At 45.1% G+C, this 15,671-nt stretch carries 16 protein-coding genes and 1 riboswitch; of the genes, 7 read left to right on the top strand and 9 right to left on the bottom strand.

All coding sequences use genetic code 11. From position 1 onward, the window contains the following. Positions 1 to 36: 36 nt before the first annotated feature. From GPK83_RS12615 to GPK83_RS12605, 3 genes are all read right to left on the bottom strand, one after another. The gene (locus GPK83_RS12615) at positions 37 to 2,868 is read right to left on the bottom strand and encodes an SMC family ATPase (protein ID WP_215704932.1); all 2,832 of its coding nucleotides are present in this window, start codon (positions 2,866 to 2,868) and stop codon (positions 37 to 39) included. Further along, positions 2,865 to 3,998, bottom strand: coding sequence for an exonuclease SbcCD subunit D (locus GPK83_RS12610; protein WP_215704931.1), 1,134 nt, complete (start codon positions 3,996 to 3,998; stop codon positions 2,865 to 2,867). The genes GPK83_RS12615 and GPK83_RS12610 overlap by 4 nt, the downstream gene beginning before the upstream one ends. Before the next feature lie 179 nt (positions 3,999 to 4,177). After that, entirely contained in the window at positions 4,178 to 4,492 is a 315-nt protein-coding gene (locus tag GPK83_RS12605) for a LysM peptidoglycan-binding domain-containing protein (protein WP_117470292.1), read from the bottom strand. A gap of 179 nt (positions 4,493 to 4,671) precedes the next feature. On the opposite strand from GPK83_RS12605, the gene lexA reads away from it, so the two are divergent. Next, positions 4,672 to 5,289: a transcriptional repressor LexA gene (gene lexA, locus GPK83_RS12600; RefSeq protein ID WP_015554496.1), complete on the top strand. Its 618-nt coding sequence runs from the start codon at positions 4,672 to 4,674 to the stop codon at positions 5,287 to 5,289. 209 nt (positions 5,290 to 5,498) lie between these two features. Here the strand turns inward: lexA and GPK83_RS12595 are convergent, their stop codons facing one another. Beyond that, complete coding sequence (locus GPK83_RS12595) at positions 5,499 to 6,230, bottom strand: immunoglobulin-like domain-containing protein (RefSeq protein ID WP_215704930.1); 732 nt, start codon at positions 6,228 to 6,230, stop codon at positions 5,499 to 5,501. 205 nt (positions 6,231 to 6,435) lie between these two features. Here GPK83_RS12595 and GPK83_RS12590 point away from each other — a divergent pair, with 205 nt between their 5' ends. The 5 genes from GPK83_RS12590 to GPK83_RS12570 all read left to right on the top strand — a co-directional run bounded on the left by GPK83_RS12590 (position 6,436) and on the right by GPK83_RS12570 (position 10,657). Continuing rightward, entirely contained in the window at positions 6,436 to 7,020 is a 585-nt protein-coding gene (locus GPK83_RS12590) for a hypothetical protein (protein WP_215704929.1), read from the top strand. A gap of 9 nt (positions 7,021 to 7,029) precedes the next feature. Further along, a complete protein-coding gene (locus GPK83_RS12585; RefSeq protein ID WP_215704928.1) occupies positions 7,030 to 8,433 on the top strand; it encodes an MBOAT family O-acyltransferase in 1,404 nt (467 codons plus the stop codon). Positions 8,434 to 8,524: 91 nt separating this feature from the next. Beyond that, positions 8,525 to 9,613 carry a DHHW family protein gene (locus GPK83_RS12580; RefSeq protein ID WP_117513345.1) on the top strand — a complete coding sequence of 363 codons (1,089 nt, stop codon included), beginning with the start codon at positions 8,525 to 8,527 and terminating at the stop codon, positions 9,611 to 9,613. A 191-nt stretch (positions 9,614 to 9,804) separates the two neighbouring features. After that, positions 9,805 to 10,122 carry a helix-turn-helix transcriptional regulator gene (locus tag GPK83_RS12575; RefSeq protein WP_117513323.1) on the top strand — a complete coding sequence of 106 codons (318 nt, stop codon included), beginning with the start codon at positions 9,805 to 9,807 and terminating at the stop codon, positions 10,120 to 10,122. Positions 10,123 to 10,144: 22 nt separating this feature from the next. Continuing rightward, entirely contained in the window at positions 10,145 to 10,657 is a 513-nt protein-coding gene (locus GPK83_RS12570) for a hypothetical protein (protein ID WP_215704927.1), read from the top strand. A gap of 315 nt (positions 10,658 to 10,972) precedes the next feature. On the opposite strand, the gene GPK83_RS12565 is transcribed toward GPK83_RS12570, so the two are convergent. The 5 genes from GPK83_RS12565 to rhuM form a co-directional block, all read right to left on the bottom strand. Then, positions 10,973 to 11,617 (bottom strand): hypothetical protein, encoded by a 645-nt coding sequence (locus GPK83_RS12565; RefSeq protein WP_117484557.1) that lies wholly within the window; start codon positions 11,615 to 11,617, stop codon positions 10,973 to 10,975. 262 nt (positions 11,618 to 11,879) lie between these two features. After that, a complete protein-coding gene (locus tag GPK83_RS12560) occupies positions 11,880 to 12,719 on the bottom strand; it encodes a TIGR02452 family protein (RefSeq protein ID WP_117552581.1) in 840 nt (279 codons plus the stop codon). Positions 12,720 to 12,818: 99 nt separating this feature from the next. After that, the gene (locus tag GPK83_RS12555; protein WP_147325216.1) at positions 12,819 to 13,088 is read right to left on the bottom strand and encodes a hypothetical protein; all 270 of its coding nucleotides are present in this window, start codon (positions 13,086 to 13,088) and stop codon (positions 12,819 to 12,821) included. 108 nt (positions 13,089 to 13,196) lie between these two features. Next, the gene (locus GPK83_RS12550; RefSeq protein ID WP_015554483.1) at positions 13,197 to 13,493 is read right to left on the bottom strand and encodes a hypothetical protein; all 297 of its coding nucleotides are present in this window, start codon (positions 13,491 to 13,493) and stop codon (positions 13,197 to 13,199) included. A 324-nt stretch (positions 13,494 to 13,817) separates the two neighbouring features. After that, on the bottom strand, positions 13,818 to 14,498 hold the full coding sequence (rhuM, locus tag GPK83_RS17380; protein WP_345941815.1) for a RhuM family protein: 681 nt from the start codon (positions 14,496 to 14,498) through the stop codon (positions 13,818 to 13,820). A gap of 179 nt (positions 14,499 to 14,677) precedes the next feature. On the opposite strand from rhuM, the gene GPK83_RS12540 reads away from it, so the two are divergent. After that, positions 14,678 to 15,229 (top strand): hypothetical protein, encoded by a 552-nt coding sequence (locus tag GPK83_RS12540; protein WP_015554481.1) that lies wholly within the window; start codon positions 14,678 to 14,680, stop codon positions 15,227 to 15,229. A 64-nt stretch (positions 15,230 to 15,293) separates the two neighbouring features. Further along, positions 15,294 to 15,394, bottom strand: a riboswitch (glycine riboswitch). Positions 15,395 to 15,671 lie beyond the last annotated feature (277 nt).

Raw genomic sequence — 15,671 nt, 5'->3', positions numbered from 1 at the left:
TCGTTGGGAGCCGCTTTCCGTTGGCTCCCAACGTTTTTACATAAATACTGACACCCCATCGGCTGAATAATCCCCTACTACCGTTATGCTGCTTCCGACTCTCTCCCCGCTGCGATTTTTTGTTATTACAATTTTCTTGTCGATCCTGTCTTTCAACTCTGAAACATGAGAAATGATGCCAACCAGTTTTTTCCCTTCTGCCAGATTTCCCAATGCCTTTACTGCTTGATTTAATGCGTCTTCATCCAGAGAACCAAACCCCTCGTCCACGAACATAGCATCCATCTGGATTCCACCGGCCATCGACTGGATCTCATCTGAAAGGCCAAGTGCAAGTGACAGAGATGCCTGAAAAGTCTCGCCTCCGGAAAGTGTCTTTACACTCCGCTCACTTCCGTTGTAATGGTCGATGACATTTAGCTCCAACCCACTTTTATCCTTTTTATTGTCAGCACTTTCCCGCCGCTTCATCTCATACTGTCCGCTGCTCATCGTCATCAGTCGAAGATTCGCCCGCCGTAAGATCCGGTCAAAATATGCCATCTGGACATAGGTTTCAAGTTCAACTTTACTTTTACCGTTTAATGTTCCGCCTGCCGTATCCGCAAGGGAATGGATCCAGACATATTCCTTTTCCGTCTGTTCCATTCTGCCCTGCTGGCCACATACAGCTTCATAGATTCTGAGATTATTGTGCCAGGACGAATGTATTTTTTCACGAAGCTTTGATGTCTCTGCCTTCTCTGTTTCCAAATATTCCATTGTCTCTGAAAGTTCTTTTTCTGGAATATCTTCGAATCCCTGAATCTGCTTTTTAAGAGCTTCCGCTGCTGAATTCAGACTGGCATTCTGGTTCTGAAATCGCTCCAGAGCCTTTTTCGCGTCAATTGCTTCCTGATCAAGTTCACTTTTTCTGGTTTTCATGGATTGCAGATTATTTTCAATCTCCACAGCATTTTGACCTTCCAGCTTTCTCTGAAACTCTTCCACATGCTTCCGCAGCATTGTTAATACTGTCACCAGATTCTGTTCTGAAAGAGCAAGTTCTTTGTTTCTTTCTCCTGCAGCATTCAGATCTGTTTCCAGACGGTTTATCATACCACCCAATCCATCCAGCACTTTCTGCTGTTCTGTGTTCGCTTTTATGCGGATCTCCAAAGCCCGGAGTTCATCATCTAATTTTTCAATTACCGGATCTGCTGCAGTCACAAGCTCGTCAGGACCAGTTACAATTAAGGCCTCTTTGACCAGATTTTTTTCCGTTCCGCAGATCAGCTCAGCTGTATTTCTCATTTCCTGATCTAAATTCCTTTTAAAAAAGCTGGCTCTTTCACTAAGTCTCTGGACCTTTTCTTCTGCCTGCGCCTTTTCCTGTTCTTTTCGCTTCAGTTCCTTCTGGTCCGGAATCTCTTCTGAAAGTTTCGCCGGAGCCGGATGATGAATCGAACCGCATACCGGGCAGGGCATTCCAGCCTGTAAATTTTGGGCTAGAATTCCAGCCTGAGCATCCAAAAATAAGCGTTCAAGATGTGCATAGACACTGCGAATCTCATCGCACTGATCAACAGCACTCCGGTATTCCTCCTGAGCATTTTTTAACTCTCTATTGATAGACTCCACCCGGTTCATTTGTTCTTCCAGTTCATTTTTTCGGTGCAAAAGTTTCTCTTTTGCACGTGTGAGCCGTTCTCTTTCTACCGGAACTCCCAGATTATGCTCTTTCTCCCCGCGCCTGTCTTCCAGTTCTTTCTGGAGGCTGCTGACTTGATTTTCATTTTCCTTTTTTTCTTTCCGAATCTTCAAAAGAAGCTTTTCTTTTCCGTCGATCTCTTCACGAGTCTTATCCAGCTCGATAAAGCTTTGACGGCTAAGTTCAAGTTTCTGAATCCGTTCTGTCAGTTTCTCGCGTGTTCCTTCCTGCTTTTCTATCCTGTTCCACTCAGCGAGCACCCGTCCATATTCCGGCTGCAGTAACTCCAACTCCTGCTGTTTTGCTTTAAGTTCAGCTGCTGTCTTTTTTAGTAGGTCCGCTTTTCCCTTTTTTTCACTAACACTGCAAATCTGCTCTTCAATTTTCCTTAGAGTTTCATCCAGTATCTCCAAACGCTCCTGCTCTTTTTTCGTCTCAGCACGCAGTAAATTGATTCCATCAGTTATTTTCCCCTCAAAACCGGCTTGCTTTAAAGCAAGGAACTCCTGACCGGCAGCCGGATCCTCCTCAAAACTGGCATCATTCAAATACTGGCTGATACTCCGGCGCAGTTCATCGTAATCTTTTCTTCTTCTCCGTTCTTCGTCCCTGAGACGTATCTGAATCGTCTGATAGATTTCCGTATGAAAAATCTGCCGGAAGATTTCCCCACGTTCGGCAGTTCCTGCAATCAGGAGTTTCTGAAAATCCCCCTGTGCGATCATCGCGATCTGGGTAAATTGCTTATAGTCAAGACCCATAAGTTCCGTTACCGCCTTTGTCACTGCCCCCATTTTCGTAACAGGCTGACGTTCGTCGGGATAAAAGAGCTCCGCATCTGCCTTTTTTGTTGTAAATCCGGTTCCACGTTTCTTTTGGGTCTGATATTCCGGATTTCTACGAATTTTATATTCTTTTCGCTGGTAGGAGAAAGTCAATTCTACGAATGTTTCTGTCTCTGCCTTTGCGTATTTGCTGCGGAACATTCCGGATTCCCGCACAGTCCCACTCGCTTCCCCATACAGGGCAAATGTGATTGCGTCAAAGACCGTTGTCTTACCGGCACCTGTATCCCCCGTAATCAAGTAGAGCCCGTGTTCTCCAAGTTTTTCAAAATCAATCGTGCTCTCTCCCGCATAGGGGCCAAAAGCACTGATCACCAGTTTTTTTGGCTTCATTCTTTTATCTCCCGGATCAATTTTTCTGCAAACTCTTCCTGCTGTTTCATCATAGGCCGGTTATTCTGAAGTTCATAAAACTCCCGGAACAGTTCTAACTCTGTCTTTTCTTCTACATCCTGAACCGCATCAATCTGGCTGCTGGCTCTTGTCCTTTGATTATCATACAAAAGCTGCATAATATTCGGATAGATGACTCTTAGCTTCTGAAGTCCATCCGGCACATCATCCTCATCCGTCAACGTTACCTGAATATAATCTTCACAGTTCATATCCCGATAAAACGAACGGGCAGTCAGTTCCATATACGTTCCCCGGAGCTTTCGCATATCCCGAAATGGTTTTAAAGGCAGAAGTCTGATCTTTAACATTCCCTTTTCTTCCATCTCCACGACCGTGATCGATTTTTCCTGATCCGTCTCAGAGAAGGAATATTTCAGGGGCGTTCCGCAGTACCGCACCATGCCCTTTCCCACATTCTGAGGACTATGGATATGCCCCAAGGCTGTATAATCAAAAGCCTCAAAGACTGAGGCATCAATATTGTCAAGACCTCCGACCTGGATATCCTCCGATTCGCATCGGGACGCTCCTGTAACAAACTGGTGCGCCACGAGGATATTTCTCTCATTCGGATCGATCTCCATGTGGCTGATCACTGCACGTACTGCAGACTGGACATCTGTAATCAAATCTGACTCATCTTCAAATACGCGGCGCACAGCTGCCGGACGGATAAACGGAAGAAGATGGATCCAGACCGTCCCATACTGATCTGCGATCGGAATTTTCATGACAGTTCCGTCATAGACGGGGGAGAGATAAATTCCCCGGCTGTTTAGCAGTCTTCCTCCAAAAGCCAGTCGTTCCGCAGAATCATGGTTTCCGCTGATAACAAAGACGGGGAATTTTCTCTCCGCCAGCTTTGTGATAAACTCATCGAACACCTGAACTGCTTCCGCGGAGGGAATCTGTTTATCATAGATATCTCCTGCCAGGATCACTCCGTCCGGCATCTCCTTCTCCGCGAGATCCAGGATCCTTTCAAGAATATATTTCTGGTCCTCGATCATAGAAAATTCATTCACTCTCTTTCCGATATGAAGATCTGATAAATGGAATAATCTCATCTGTGCCTCCTGTGGTCTCTGCTGTTAATCCTATTGTAATGTCTCTCACCGGCAATAGCAAGCCATTGTCTTATAAAGAATAAGACCCCGGAACATATATCTGTCCATGGGATCTTATTCTCTGGTCAAAAAACGGTTCTTACCGCAACACTCATATCCGGGAAACATCTTTTTGAGGATCACTTTATATACGGATTCCCCGGTGTCTCCGCATAGTATTCCACGGAGATCATATTTCCGGCGCGTATCTCATCTGAAACCATTCCGTTTATCAATTTCAGCTCATAAACGTATTCCCGTACCGACATACCGGAGTGGTGATAATAAGTTTTTGCAATCGACCAGAGTGTATCACCTTTTTCTACCTCGATCGTCGTATAATAGCGGTTATAGACTGTATCATCACTCTCTTCATTCGCCATAACCAGAGTCTTTCCGAAAAAGCAGGACATAATCATTACAATCATAACAAGGGCTATCAAATACTTCTTCATACAGCTTCCTCCTTTGTATCCAGCGAGTCCAAACTTACGTTTGCGAACATCTGTTCTGCATCGAATTCTATCACGCGAACATATGTTTGTCAATTCTTTTTCGGTATTTTTCGAACAAAGGTTTGCTTTTTCCCGTATTTTATGGTACTATGTATACAGATGAAAAAAGGAGGGATTTCATGAGTCAGGGAAAAATTACTGATAAGCAGAGAGAAATACTTGAATATATAAAAGAAATGATCTTAAAGAAAGGTTATCCGCCGGCTGTGCGCGAGATTTGTGAAGCGGTACACTTAAAGTCCACTTCCTCCGTGCACTCTCATCTGGAATCCTTGGAAAAAAACGGCTATATCCGTCGTGATCCGACAAAGCCGAGAACGATCGAGATCCTTGATGACGATTTCGCCCTGACGAGACGCGAACTCGTAAACGTGCCGGTGATCGGTACGGTCGCTGCCGGAGTGCCAATCCTTGCAGAACAGAACATCGAAGATTATCTCCCGATTCCTGCAGAAATTCTTCCAAATAAGGAAGTATTTATGTTGAAGGTAAAAGGAAACAGTATGATCGAGGCCGGAATCTACAACGGCGATAAAGTGATCGTTGCAAAGCAACCAAACGCTGAAAACGGTGATAAGGTCGTTGCTCTGGTGGACGATTCCGCTACTGTAAAAACTTTCTATAAGGAAAATGGCCATTTCCGTCTCCAACCGGAAAATTCCTCGATGGATCCGATCATTCTTGATCAGGTCGAGATCCTTGGAAAGGTCATCGGTCTTTTCCGTATGATGAATTAAACCGATCTTTATTTTTACGGATAGTTCTTAAAGAATCGCTGTGATCCTCAAGGAACGTCTCTCCCGCCGGAGACCTCACTCCCACCGTGATAAACTTGCTATGACTTGCCGTTCGAAAAAGGCAGACATCTTATATGGCTCAGAGAAAAAGCCCCACTGGATATCTATGACTATACGACATCATTCGAGATCCGGTGGGGCTTCATGTTTTATTGTATTTCAAATTCTGCCGGTACCGAATATACTCTTCCGTCTGGCAAATAGATCTCTTTTATCATTTTATATTTGCCTTTCTGGAGTTCTCCGTATAACCATGCAAAATCTATATCCATAAACCGAGATTCTCCGGGTTCCAATTCGTAGGCAATCTCTATAAAACTATAATCTTCGGGTAAAACCGGAAGTTTCTCCCAACTATCATCCCAAAAGGCCTCCATTGTATACGCTTCCCCATAGATTATCGTTTCATTGCTGACATTGGAAAGCTTCAGCTGAAGGCTGTCAGAAGTTGCCAGCCTAATTCCCGCATGTACATAATCAAGATACTCCGCAGTTTCTTCCTTTGTAGCCTTTTCTGCTTCAAAGAGTGCAAAACCCGAATCATACTTTACATATAGTTTTTGAGGAAATTCCGGATCCCCGTAAACCTCCTGCCCTACGTTTAAGTGGGTGCCGTTTAAATCTTTTGTAGGGTATTCCAAATTATTCACAAAGGCTATCTGACCTAAAAACTCCCAGCTTCCCTTTTGTTGGAGATCAAAGCCGGTAGCATTATACAAATACAGGGAACCATCATAAAATAAAGAGATGCGTGGTACCTCTTCAGAAGCATAACCAGTAGGGGTGATCGTGTTTGTTTCCTGCGCTGCATTGGGTACAGTATGGCAGCCGGCCAGAAGCAGGCCGAAGATTCCAAATATGACTAATAATCTTTTTCTCATTACGACACCACCTCTCCATATGTTTGTATTACAAGACAACATTTCTATTATTATTATAGATAAACTCATGACCGTATGCCATAAAGTTTTCCTTACATTTATCTTTACAATTCTTACTGTTCTTATACCCGCCTTGCTTTATACCTGTTTTTCTGAGATAATAAAGCCTGATATGCAAAAACCTATAATGAAAGGAATTTTCAATATGAAAAAAATAATTACAGCGCTTCTGACTCTTACCATGGCTGCTTCTCTGGCAGGATGCGGCAGCAAGCCTGCAGATGAACCGACGAAATCCCCGGAAACGGTGATTGAATCGGCGGTTGATTTTTATACAGAAGTTTGGGATGCTTTGGGCGAGGACAGACAGTTTGCGGCTGTAGGTGGTGATGCAGAGCACGAAGCGGAAGCGCCGGCAAAATTCGCCATGACTGATGAGAATAAGGAGACATTTGAGTATCTTCTTCATGTAAACGATGAGCTTTATGATATGCTGGATGATGATACAGCTACCCTGCAGCATATGATGAACACCAATACTTTCAGTTCTGCCTTTGCAAAGCTTAAGGATACCTCGAAAGCCGAAGAATTTGCCGAGGATTACAAAGCTGAGATTCAGGGTCAGCACTGGATGTGCGGATTCCCGGATAAAGTGGTTGTCATCTCGGTTGCGGATTATGTCATGATGGCATATGGCGCTGAGGAATGTGTCGATGATCTGGTTGAGGCCTGCTCGGAAGTGGCACCGGATTCCACCGTTCTGGTGGATGCACCGGCTGTACTTGATTAGGAGGAACCTATGCTTTTTTCGAGCATACCATTTTTATTCTGGTTTCTGCCCGGTGTCCTGATCCTCTATGCAGCAGCACCGGGATCATTGAAAAATACGGTTCTCCTGCTTTCCAGCCTTTTTTTCTATGGCTGGGGAGAACCGAGGTATGTGATTTGGATGATGCTTGCCATCCTGATGGCTTATATATTTGGATTGCTGATCGAGCGTTATCAGAGTGTTCCGAAGCTTGCCAGGCTTTTTCTCGCACTTTCGGTTTCATCCAGCCTTCTCATGCTTGGCTATTTTAAATACGCAGATTTTTTTATCCGTAATGTAAATGCCGTCACCGGATGTTCGATTTCCCTGCTTAACATCACACTTCCCATCGGAATCAGCTTTTATACCTTCCAGATACTCAGCTATACGGTGGATGTATACAGGCAGGATGTGAAAGCCCAGAGAAATCTGATAGACCTGGCTACATATGTGGCACTCTTTCCTCAGCTGATCGCCGGTCCCATCGTCCGTTATTCGGATATTGCAGAACAGTTGAAGGGGCGTATTCATACTATGGGTAAGACGGCCCAGGGAATCCGTCGATTTATCTTAGGACTCGGTAAGAAGATTCTGATCGCCAATCTGCTTGGAGAATTGTGCAGCATCTTCCGGGCTTCGGATGATAAATCGGTACTTTTCTTCTGGATCTATGCAGTCGCCTATACCCTTCATGTATATTTTGATTTTTCAGGATACAGCGATATGGCCATCGGACTTGGAAAGCTATTTGGATTTGATTTTCTGGAAAATTTTAATTATCCTTTTATCTCGAAAAGTATAACTGAATTCTGGCGTCGCTGGCATATGTCTCTCGGCACCTGGTTTCGGGATTATGTCTATATTCCTCTGGGAGGCAGTCGTGTAAGTTTACCGCGGCATCTGTTTAATATATTTCTGGTCTGGATGCTGACGGGCTTCTGGCATGGTGCCGCCTGGAATTTCGTAATCTGGGGACTTTATTTTGCTCTGCTGCTGATTCTGGAGAAGATATGGCTTCTGGAAATCCTTAAAAAGAGCCATGTCTTAAACCGCATCTATGTATTGACTGCTGCTGTAATCAGTTTTGTGATCTTTGATGCCACTGATATGTCCCAGGCATTCTCGTACCTGAAAGCCATGTTTGGAACAGGCGGATATCCATTGACTTCTGCAGCATCCAGCTACTATTTCCGCAGCTATTTTGTGGTCTTGATGATAGCCCTGCTTGGTGCGACACCGATTCCAAAGTCCTTTTGCAGACGGATCCAGCAATGGAAAACAGGAACAGCAGTTATGTTATTCGCAGAACCACTGGCACTTTCAGCCCTGCTGCTTATCTGTACGGCTTTTCTGGTGGATGGCTCCTTTAACCCATTTCTTTATTTCAGGTTTTAGAAATTCTGGGGTTGGGAAGGAATGATAGATGATAGAATATAAGAATATAAAAAGCATAAAGAATACAAAAAATATCAATCATATAAATAACATGAACACCATAGTTACAGTGGTTGTGCTGGGAATCGTATTTGTTAGTCTTACCATGGCGTCCTGGCTGCTGCCGCCCCAGGAGTTTTCTGACAACGAACGTCGAAAGCTTACACAGCGCCCGAAGTTTTCCCTGGATACCATGTCCGATGGAAGCTTTATGACGGAATTTGAAAAGTATACTCTTGATCAATTTCCGCTGCGGGATCAGTTCCGGACGTTGAAAGCCTATACCACCTACGATGTGTTTGGTCAGCTTGATAATCATGATATTTATATACAGGATGGTTATGCAGCAAAGCTTGAATATCCGCTTCAAATGGATTCTCTGGAACATGCAGCGGACCGGTTTGCATATATCTATGAGAAATATCTGGCTGACAAGGAGATGAATATTTATCTCTCCATTGTCCCGGATAAAAGCTACTTTCTTGCGGAGAAACATGGATACCTCTCCACGGACTATGAAAAACTGTTCCATATGATGCGGAATCACATGAACTACGCAGACTATATCGATATCACAGGAACGCTGGATATTACGGATTACTATAAGACAGATACCCATTGGCGTCAGGAGAAGCTTCCAGAGACGGCAGCTGTTCTTGCGGAGGGCATGGGGACATCTATCTCCGGAGCTTACACAGAATATGCGCTGGATGTCCCTTTTTATGGTGTATATTATGGTCAATCTGCTCTTCCACTGCCGCCGGAAACGCTATATTATCTATCCAATGATGTTTTAGATGGCTGTATCGTGACCAATCATGAGGATCAGACGATGGGTTCCATCTATAATATGGAGAAAAAATCCGGCAAAGATCCTTATGAGATCTTTCTTTCCGGTCCCCGCTCTCTGATAACCATCGAGAATCCGAACTGTAAATCGGACAAAGAGCTTGTCATTTTCCGGGATTCCTTTGGCAGCAGTATCGCTCCTCTTCTTTCTGAAGGGTATGCCAAGATCACTCTGGTGGATATCCGGTATCTGAGGGCAGATTTACTTGAACGTTTTATAGAATTTAAGAATCAGGATGTACTATTTCTGTACAGTACATCGGTACTGAATCATAGTGAGACATTGACCTGATTGTAAACTTTGCAGAAGCATTGATCTGCCAAAATCAAAACAGATTTTACTCGCCCACCTTCTATTGTCCATGCCAATCAGCTTTCTAAATAAACCGTCCGGCCGGATAAATTTCGCTGTTCAATCCGCTGCGTTCGTGATAAAATGAAAGCAAGTGTTTCGGGATAGTACAGAATCATGGAGGGATGCAAATGGAACCGATATATTTGTCAATCCAGCCCGTGGAAACCGGGAAGCGGATAAAGCAGCTACTTTCGGAGCAAAACTATACGATCCGCGAGATCCAGGGTGCGTTCGGCTTTGAAAACCCACAGGCAATCTATAAGTGGATCGCCGGAAAATCGCTGCCGAGCCTGGACAACTTTATCATTCTCAGCAGATTATTACATACCAGTATTGAAAATATCCTCGTCATTGACGGGGATATTCCTCGTTTATGGGTCAGTTTAAACCAGTGGTTCAATGACATCTTCTCTCTCCTGCCTTATAATCGTGTCATAAGGAAGTGATGCGAAGGAGGTGAAACACATTATGAAAATAACTTCGGCTTATGCCAATAAACTGCTCAAAAGTCTGGCGGACGAAAAATCTTACTGGGAGGCCCAGGAAGCGTCATCCCGCACTTACGTTGCCGCTGTCGGCGAGGAACCGGTCATCCCGAAATATGACTATTCCGCCGTTTCTGAGACGTTAAAAGAAATCGACCGAAAAGCCGTCATCATCAAGCACGCCCTGAACCTGGCCAATGCCACCGCAAAGATCATGGTAGGCGATACGGAAATGAGTGTCGACAGCATTCTGGTAAGAATGGCACAACTTAGCTCCCGCAAAGCGACTCTGGACACCATGCGGAAATATCTGCCAAAAATGAGGGAATCTTCCCATGCATTCAGCTCCAGAAATGCCGTTCCTGAATACCGCTACACCAATTATGATCCAGAACTGGTAAAACGTGATTATGAATGCATCTCCGGTAAGATCATGGAAATGCAGATTGCCCTTGACCGGTACAATCAGACTTTCCTGTTTGAAGCGGACATTTAAAGGATTTTTCCGTACAGGGTCATTTTAAAAATGCAGATGGTCTTGTTAATGTTCAGTGGCATAGATTGTTTTGTTATCTTTTATCCATTGTATCTTTCAGTTCATGGTAAATTAATTCAAAAAATAAAAAGGTAAACAATTCCCCTGTAGAAAACCCGTGAGTGATCACGCCGGTGCCAGAGTACGGTTTCAGGCACCACGGCTGCGGAATGCAAATTTCGCAGCATTTTCCTTACAGACAGCTATCCCAAAGGAGGAGCCTATGAAAAATTTTCTGAGACTGGACGGCCGGTCCATCCTGTCCGTCCCTGCATATCAATCCCACAGGTTCCGAAAATACTTCGTCATAAGCTCCATGCCCTGCTTCAGGCACTGGTCCCGATACTCACGCAGTTCGCCCTCTGCCGCCAGCCACTTTCCCGAGATTTCTACATATTCCGGCACATCGCTCATCATATACAACCGGTGTGTATGCTCCCGCTTTTCTCTCGCAATCTCCTCTTCCGTCTTCAGCTTCTCACCGAACATGCCGTATTTTGTCGTGAATTCTTCCTGTGCCAAGTCATGCTCTTCCTCATACAGATTCTTCTTTCTGCATGTATCCTCATTTGCTTCCCGGAACAGAAATTCCATTCTTCCCAGGATACGATCCCATTTCCGGATATTTTCTTCTTCCGGTCCTTCAAAGAAGCTGGGATAACCATGGCTGTTGACACGAAGGTCATGAATCATGTTCGGAACAACCGTAAGAAACCATTGGTCAATCGACCAGATGTCACGGTAACAGTATCCGTACCGCAGTCTTTGATAAATACAGATGACGTCCTCTTTCCATATGGAAATCCTTTCCCATAATGATTCTTTCTTCCGATGTGACAGGAAAACGGAACATTCTTCCTTGTAACTCTTTCTGTTTTCCTTCGGACTCATTCGCTTTGCAATTCTCTTTACAGTATCCATGGACAGTTTCTCCTTTCCCGTAATATCCCTGATACGACAGTTATATCACGGCACAGGAAAAACTGCATTGAACCTGCGGTTTAATTCTTGCGAATATACGAAAGACAATCCCTACCTAAGCAGAGACTGCCTTTCTTTTGCTATTCAAAAATCATGTTTTTGCACGGGTTATTCCACCAACTTTAATATCCTGCAATTCCATCACCTCATCGGCATCCATATATGCATAATTTTCTCCCATCGCTTGTCTCCTTTCAATTCTTTACGCTCCCATCACCCACTTAAACACTTTGAAGTTCGTATCATCCCGCGGCGGGCAATAGACCGCAAATTCAATGGTTTTAAATGCGTACAGATAATCCGCAATCACTTCTTTGGCAGCACGCGCCACCACTTCCGGCTTATTTTGGAACGCCCCACATCCGAAAGCGCCCAGAATTACCGCTTCGTCACCGTTCAGTACGGCAACATCCAGAATCCTGGTCAGCCTCTGCTTATGGATTTCCAGCAGTTCCCGGTCACTGACTTTTACCGCCCGGTCGCCGTTACCCTGGTTGAACCGGTTGCTCGGCCGTTCCCGCAGGTTCGGTGCCGCACAGGTGATCACATCCACTTCATACCAGTCTTTTTCATCCATCAGCTTCGGCTTGTTCGTATCTGTCTTAAATACAGTCACATCCGGCGTATAGATGATATCCGCATTGTTGATCGGATTCTTTTCATTCCGATGAGGGTAATAGAATCCTTTCATCATTTCCGGTACGCTCAGGCAGAAATACAGGCCGGAACACCGACACAGACATTCCTCCTGTGCGCTGGATCCTCTTGTCACGCCGCCGCCCGGATTTGTGGCAGAGGCAAAGTTATGTACCGCCACCTTCTGACCTGCATAACCTGCAGCCGCCTCGAAAGTCCGCTCTGTGGATACAACAATCTTCGCTTCATCCGAGAAACGCGTCTTATCCACAGGAGACAGCTCCTCTCCTTCCAGGATGAGTTTCTGGTTTTTCACCGACCGTGCAAGAACTTCCTTAATCTTTCCGTTTGTCTCGCACAGCTTTTTAGTATCTTCAAAAACCTCTACATTCTCAAAACTGCTCATATGTTTATCATTCCTTTTTCTCTCTGTTAATTTCAGATCTAACGCTATGAAAACGGCCGCGGAATCGCTCCCGCAGCCCAGTACCTGGCATTGTCTGCCTTACATGCCATCATCACGAAAATACTCGTTTACCATACGTAACAGCAAAATCATATCCACTTCTGATACGCATGATGCATCCAGCTCAAACTCATAGACGCTGTTCTTTGTTCTGATTGTCAATGAACCATCTTCCACCTGGATACTTCCGTAGGTTGTATGCAGGTATTTGCCGGGACATTTACTTGCCGGACTTGTGAAAAAGTAAATCATATACTTCTCATACCGGCTGTCGGATTTATAGACCATGATCAGTCCTAGCTGATCCATATACGGTATCCGCCAATCCATGTATTTCCGACCGTTCTTATCTTCTGCTTTACGCAGGATTCCCAATGCCGACTGATCCAAATGTATCTCATCAACTCCTTAATCTTATCACACGGGTATTTCGCCGACCGCCGCACTAAAATCCCGATCCCGGTGTCCGACTTCGTCGAATTTCCGCAGCCCGGCTTCCGCTTCAAATACGTGACCGCAGCAACAACACTTAAGCTTTCGTGTAACAACAATTCCCGGCTCGCCCAGAAGTAACTCCAAGGATGATTTTCCCTCACTGGCTGCCACATACGCATCCATCTTCGCCTGTTCCTCATCCGTCAGCTGGATATGCCACCAATTATGTTCCTCATGGCACTTGGGACACGGCGGGTTGATTTTATAAAGCCTTCCCATAGTCTGGTCTCCTTTCGATTTTCACTCACTTTGAATTCTTTGCAAATCTTGACAGCATTTTCGCTATCTCGTTCTTTGTAATCTCCGAAACCAGAGAGAGAATTTTAATATCTTCCTCTGTTAATTCATCGTGATAAAACACAAGCATTTCTCACAGCGGTATTTGCCGGTGAGAATCTCAGGGACAAGTATTGCAATCCGTGCTTTTTATTGCAAATTCAGTAGATTCATCACCAGTTTCACCATTACTTCTTTTTCTTCTGGATTGGATTCAGCAATCATCAACGTAACGGCCACCAAGGTTCCATCGCTGAGTCGTTTTTCTCAATCTTGGAATAAAGCGTTGTTTTTATCCAGGAATTCAAGAAAAAGTGATGCCGCAATTCTCTTGCAGCCATCCGCATAAGGATGGTCCTTGATCATAAAATACAATAGATTTGCGGCTTTTTCTTCTAATGATGGATATGCATCCTTGCCGAATATACTTTGATATACTGCAGCAAGGATTCCCTCAACCTTACCTTTTTCTTTTTCAACTCCAAAGACGTCCGAATGAAACGAATCCTCCATAGCATCGACCATATGACGGCAATCTTCATAAGTGATCCTGTAAATCGGCTGATTTCCTTTTGGCTTCTCCAATGTCTGGTGATCATACTGATCCAATAATACTAAGGCATCCGTATACAGATTTACAGCTCTTAATATGTCTGATTCCTCAACATTCAAAGTGCATGCCAGCATCCTGGTCTGGATATCAATTGTTTTCTGTAGAGCAGCTAATCGCTTTTCGTTGATTGCATACCCTTGAATAATGTACTGTTTCAAAACATTGTTCGCCCATCTTCGAAACGCGATGCCACGTTTTGAATTTACTCGGTATCCTACAGAAAGAATCATATCCAAATTATATATTTTAGGTTTTCTGCCACCTGTACTTTTGTCGGAAAATCCGCCAGAAGTTTCTCTCCCCTTCTCGGTTTCAACCGGAGCGTTTGTTCCCACAAGGTCTTGTCGAGGAAGGGCGGTCCGGCAGTGGTCTTGCCCACGATCAGTTAAGCTTTTGCCCTGTTATCCGTGCTCCGGCTTAAATCCGGACCCTTTTCTGTCGATAATAAGGATATGAAAAACATTTTTCTGTCGATAATAAGGATATGAAAAACATTTAGACAGGAGGTTCCGCAATGAAAATTCAAGATGCGAAGAAGGCATACGCCGCGCAGATGGATACGCTGTGGACACGGAAACGCGACCTGTCGCAGGCGCTCAAAAATTGCCAGCAGGGCGGCGCGCCCAATGTGGATCGTGTGGAGATCTCCCGTGAGCTGTCCGCCGTGGACGCGCAATACAACGAGGCCCAGGGCGTGATGGAGAGCATCATCGAGCGGGAGACTGCCATCCACAATGCCGAGGTTGCAAAGCAGCAGGGCAATGCTCTGTCGAAGGCCGCAGAGGAGATGGGCAAGATGCTGGAGATCTACCACCGCATCGCCTCCGGCGGCCAAGTCCCTCCGGAGGATGAACAGCGGCTGATGGAATACAACCACGAGCTTTACATGGCGGCCAAGACCGCGGCCATGCTGCAAGAGGGAGACGGCGAGAAGTACGACTCCCTCTTTGAGGACGAGGAGGAAAAAAACGGCGAAGAAAAGACCGCCAGCGAGATCGCGGGCGAGGCGGAGATCTCCGTCCCCGGCGGAGGCGGGGACGCCGGTCTCGACATCGCCTCGGAGTGATGGCTATACCGCTCCTCCGTTTCTTTTTTAGGACAGCAAAAAAGGCACAAAACCGCCCTTTACGGTTTTGTGCCCCGTTGAGTTACCTGAGAGATTCCCTCCGCTTTGGGAGGTTGCACCTTCGGTGGTCGGGCGCTGCCGCCCGGCCTTTTCGGAGCGTCGTCCGAAACCGGTCCTTTTGCCTGGGAGCTTCTGCGTTCCCCTTCGGCATCGCCTGAGCGATCTCTCCCAAAACAAAACTACTTTTTTATTTCCAAAATAGAAAATTATCGCAAATCCTTTATCCATGCGGATTTGCCGCTATTTTGTACATTTCCTAAATTTTTTCCAAAATCCAAAATAGGACGTCAAATCTTACCTCAAATTTTCCAAAATGAATTTTTCCAATATCGCCCCATTTTGGCTGTAAAATTTTTGACAGCCAGCAGGGTATGTGTCGCAA

Source organism: Clostridium sp. MCC328, from assembly GCF_018785465.1.
GTDB lineage: Bacteria > Bacillota > Clostridia > Lachnospirales > Lachnospiraceae > Pilosibacter > Pilosibacter fragilis.
Note: the sequence above shows the minus strand (reverse complement) of the source record. Positions and strands in the feature narration are given on the sequence as shown.

Excerpts from the sequence above, each read along its gene's own strand:
- GPK83_RS12560 (WP_117552581.1), bottom strand. The coding sequence starts at position 12,719 with ATGAGCAGTTTTGAGAATGTAGAGGTTTTTGAAGATACTAAAAAGCTG.
- GPK83_RS12595 (WP_215704930.1), bottom strand. The coding sequence starts at position 6,230 with ATGAGAAAAAGATTATTAGTCATATTTGGAATCTTCGGCCTGCTTCTG.
- GPK83_RS12550 (WP_015554483.1), bottom strand. The coding sequence starts at position 13,493 with ATGGGAAGGCTTTATAAAATCAACCCGCCGTGTCCCAAGTGCCATGAG.
- GPK83_RS12580 (WP_117513345.1), top strand. The coding sequence starts at position 8,525 with ATGAACACCATAGTTACAGTGGTTGTGCTGGGAATCGTATTTGTTAGT.
- GPK83_RS12585 (WP_215704928.1), top strand. The coding sequence starts at position 7,030 with ATGCTTTTTTCGAGCATACCATTTTTATTCTGGTTTCTGCCCGGTGTC.
- GPK83_RS12570 (WP_215704927.1), top strand. The coding sequence starts at position 10,145 with ATGAAAATAACTTCGGCTTATGCCAATAAACTGCTCAAAAGTCTGGCG.
- GPK83_RS12565 (WP_117484557.1), bottom strand. The coding sequence starts at position 11,617 with ATGGATACTGTAAAGAGAATTGCAAAGCGAATGAGTCCGAAGGAAAAC.
- GPK83_RS12605 (WP_117470292.1), bottom strand. The coding sequence starts at position 4,492 with ATGAAGAAGTATTTGATAGCCCTTGTTATGATTGTAATGATTATGTCC.
- GPK83_RS12575 (WP_117513323.1), top strand. The coding sequence starts at position 9,805 with ATGGAACCGATATATTTGTCAATCCAGCCCGTGGAAACCGGGAAGCGG.
- GPK83_RS12615 (WP_215704932.1), bottom strand. The coding sequence starts at position 2,868 with ATGAAGCCAAAAAAACTGGTGATCAGTGCTTTTGGCCCCTATGCGGGA.
- GPK83_RS12555 (WP_147325216.1), bottom strand. The coding sequence starts at position 13,088 with ATGGATCAGCTAGGACTGATCATGGTCTATAAATCCGACAGCCGGTAT.
- GPK83_RS12540 (WP_015554481.1), top strand. The coding sequence starts at position 14,678 with ATGAAAATTCAAGATGCGAAGAAGGCATACGCCGCGCAGATGGATACG.
- GPK83_RS12610 (WP_215704931.1), bottom strand. The coding sequence starts at position 3,998 with ATGAGATTATTCCATTTATCAGATCTTCATATCGGAAAGAGAGTGAAT.
- GPK83_RS12590 (WP_215704929.1), top strand. The coding sequence starts at position 6,436 with ATGAAAAAAATAATTACAGCGCTTCTGACTCTTACCATGGCTGCTTCT.
- lexA (WP_015554496.1), top strand. The coding sequence starts at position 4,672 with ATGAGTCAGGGAAAAATTACTGATAAGCAGAGAGAAATACTTGAATAT.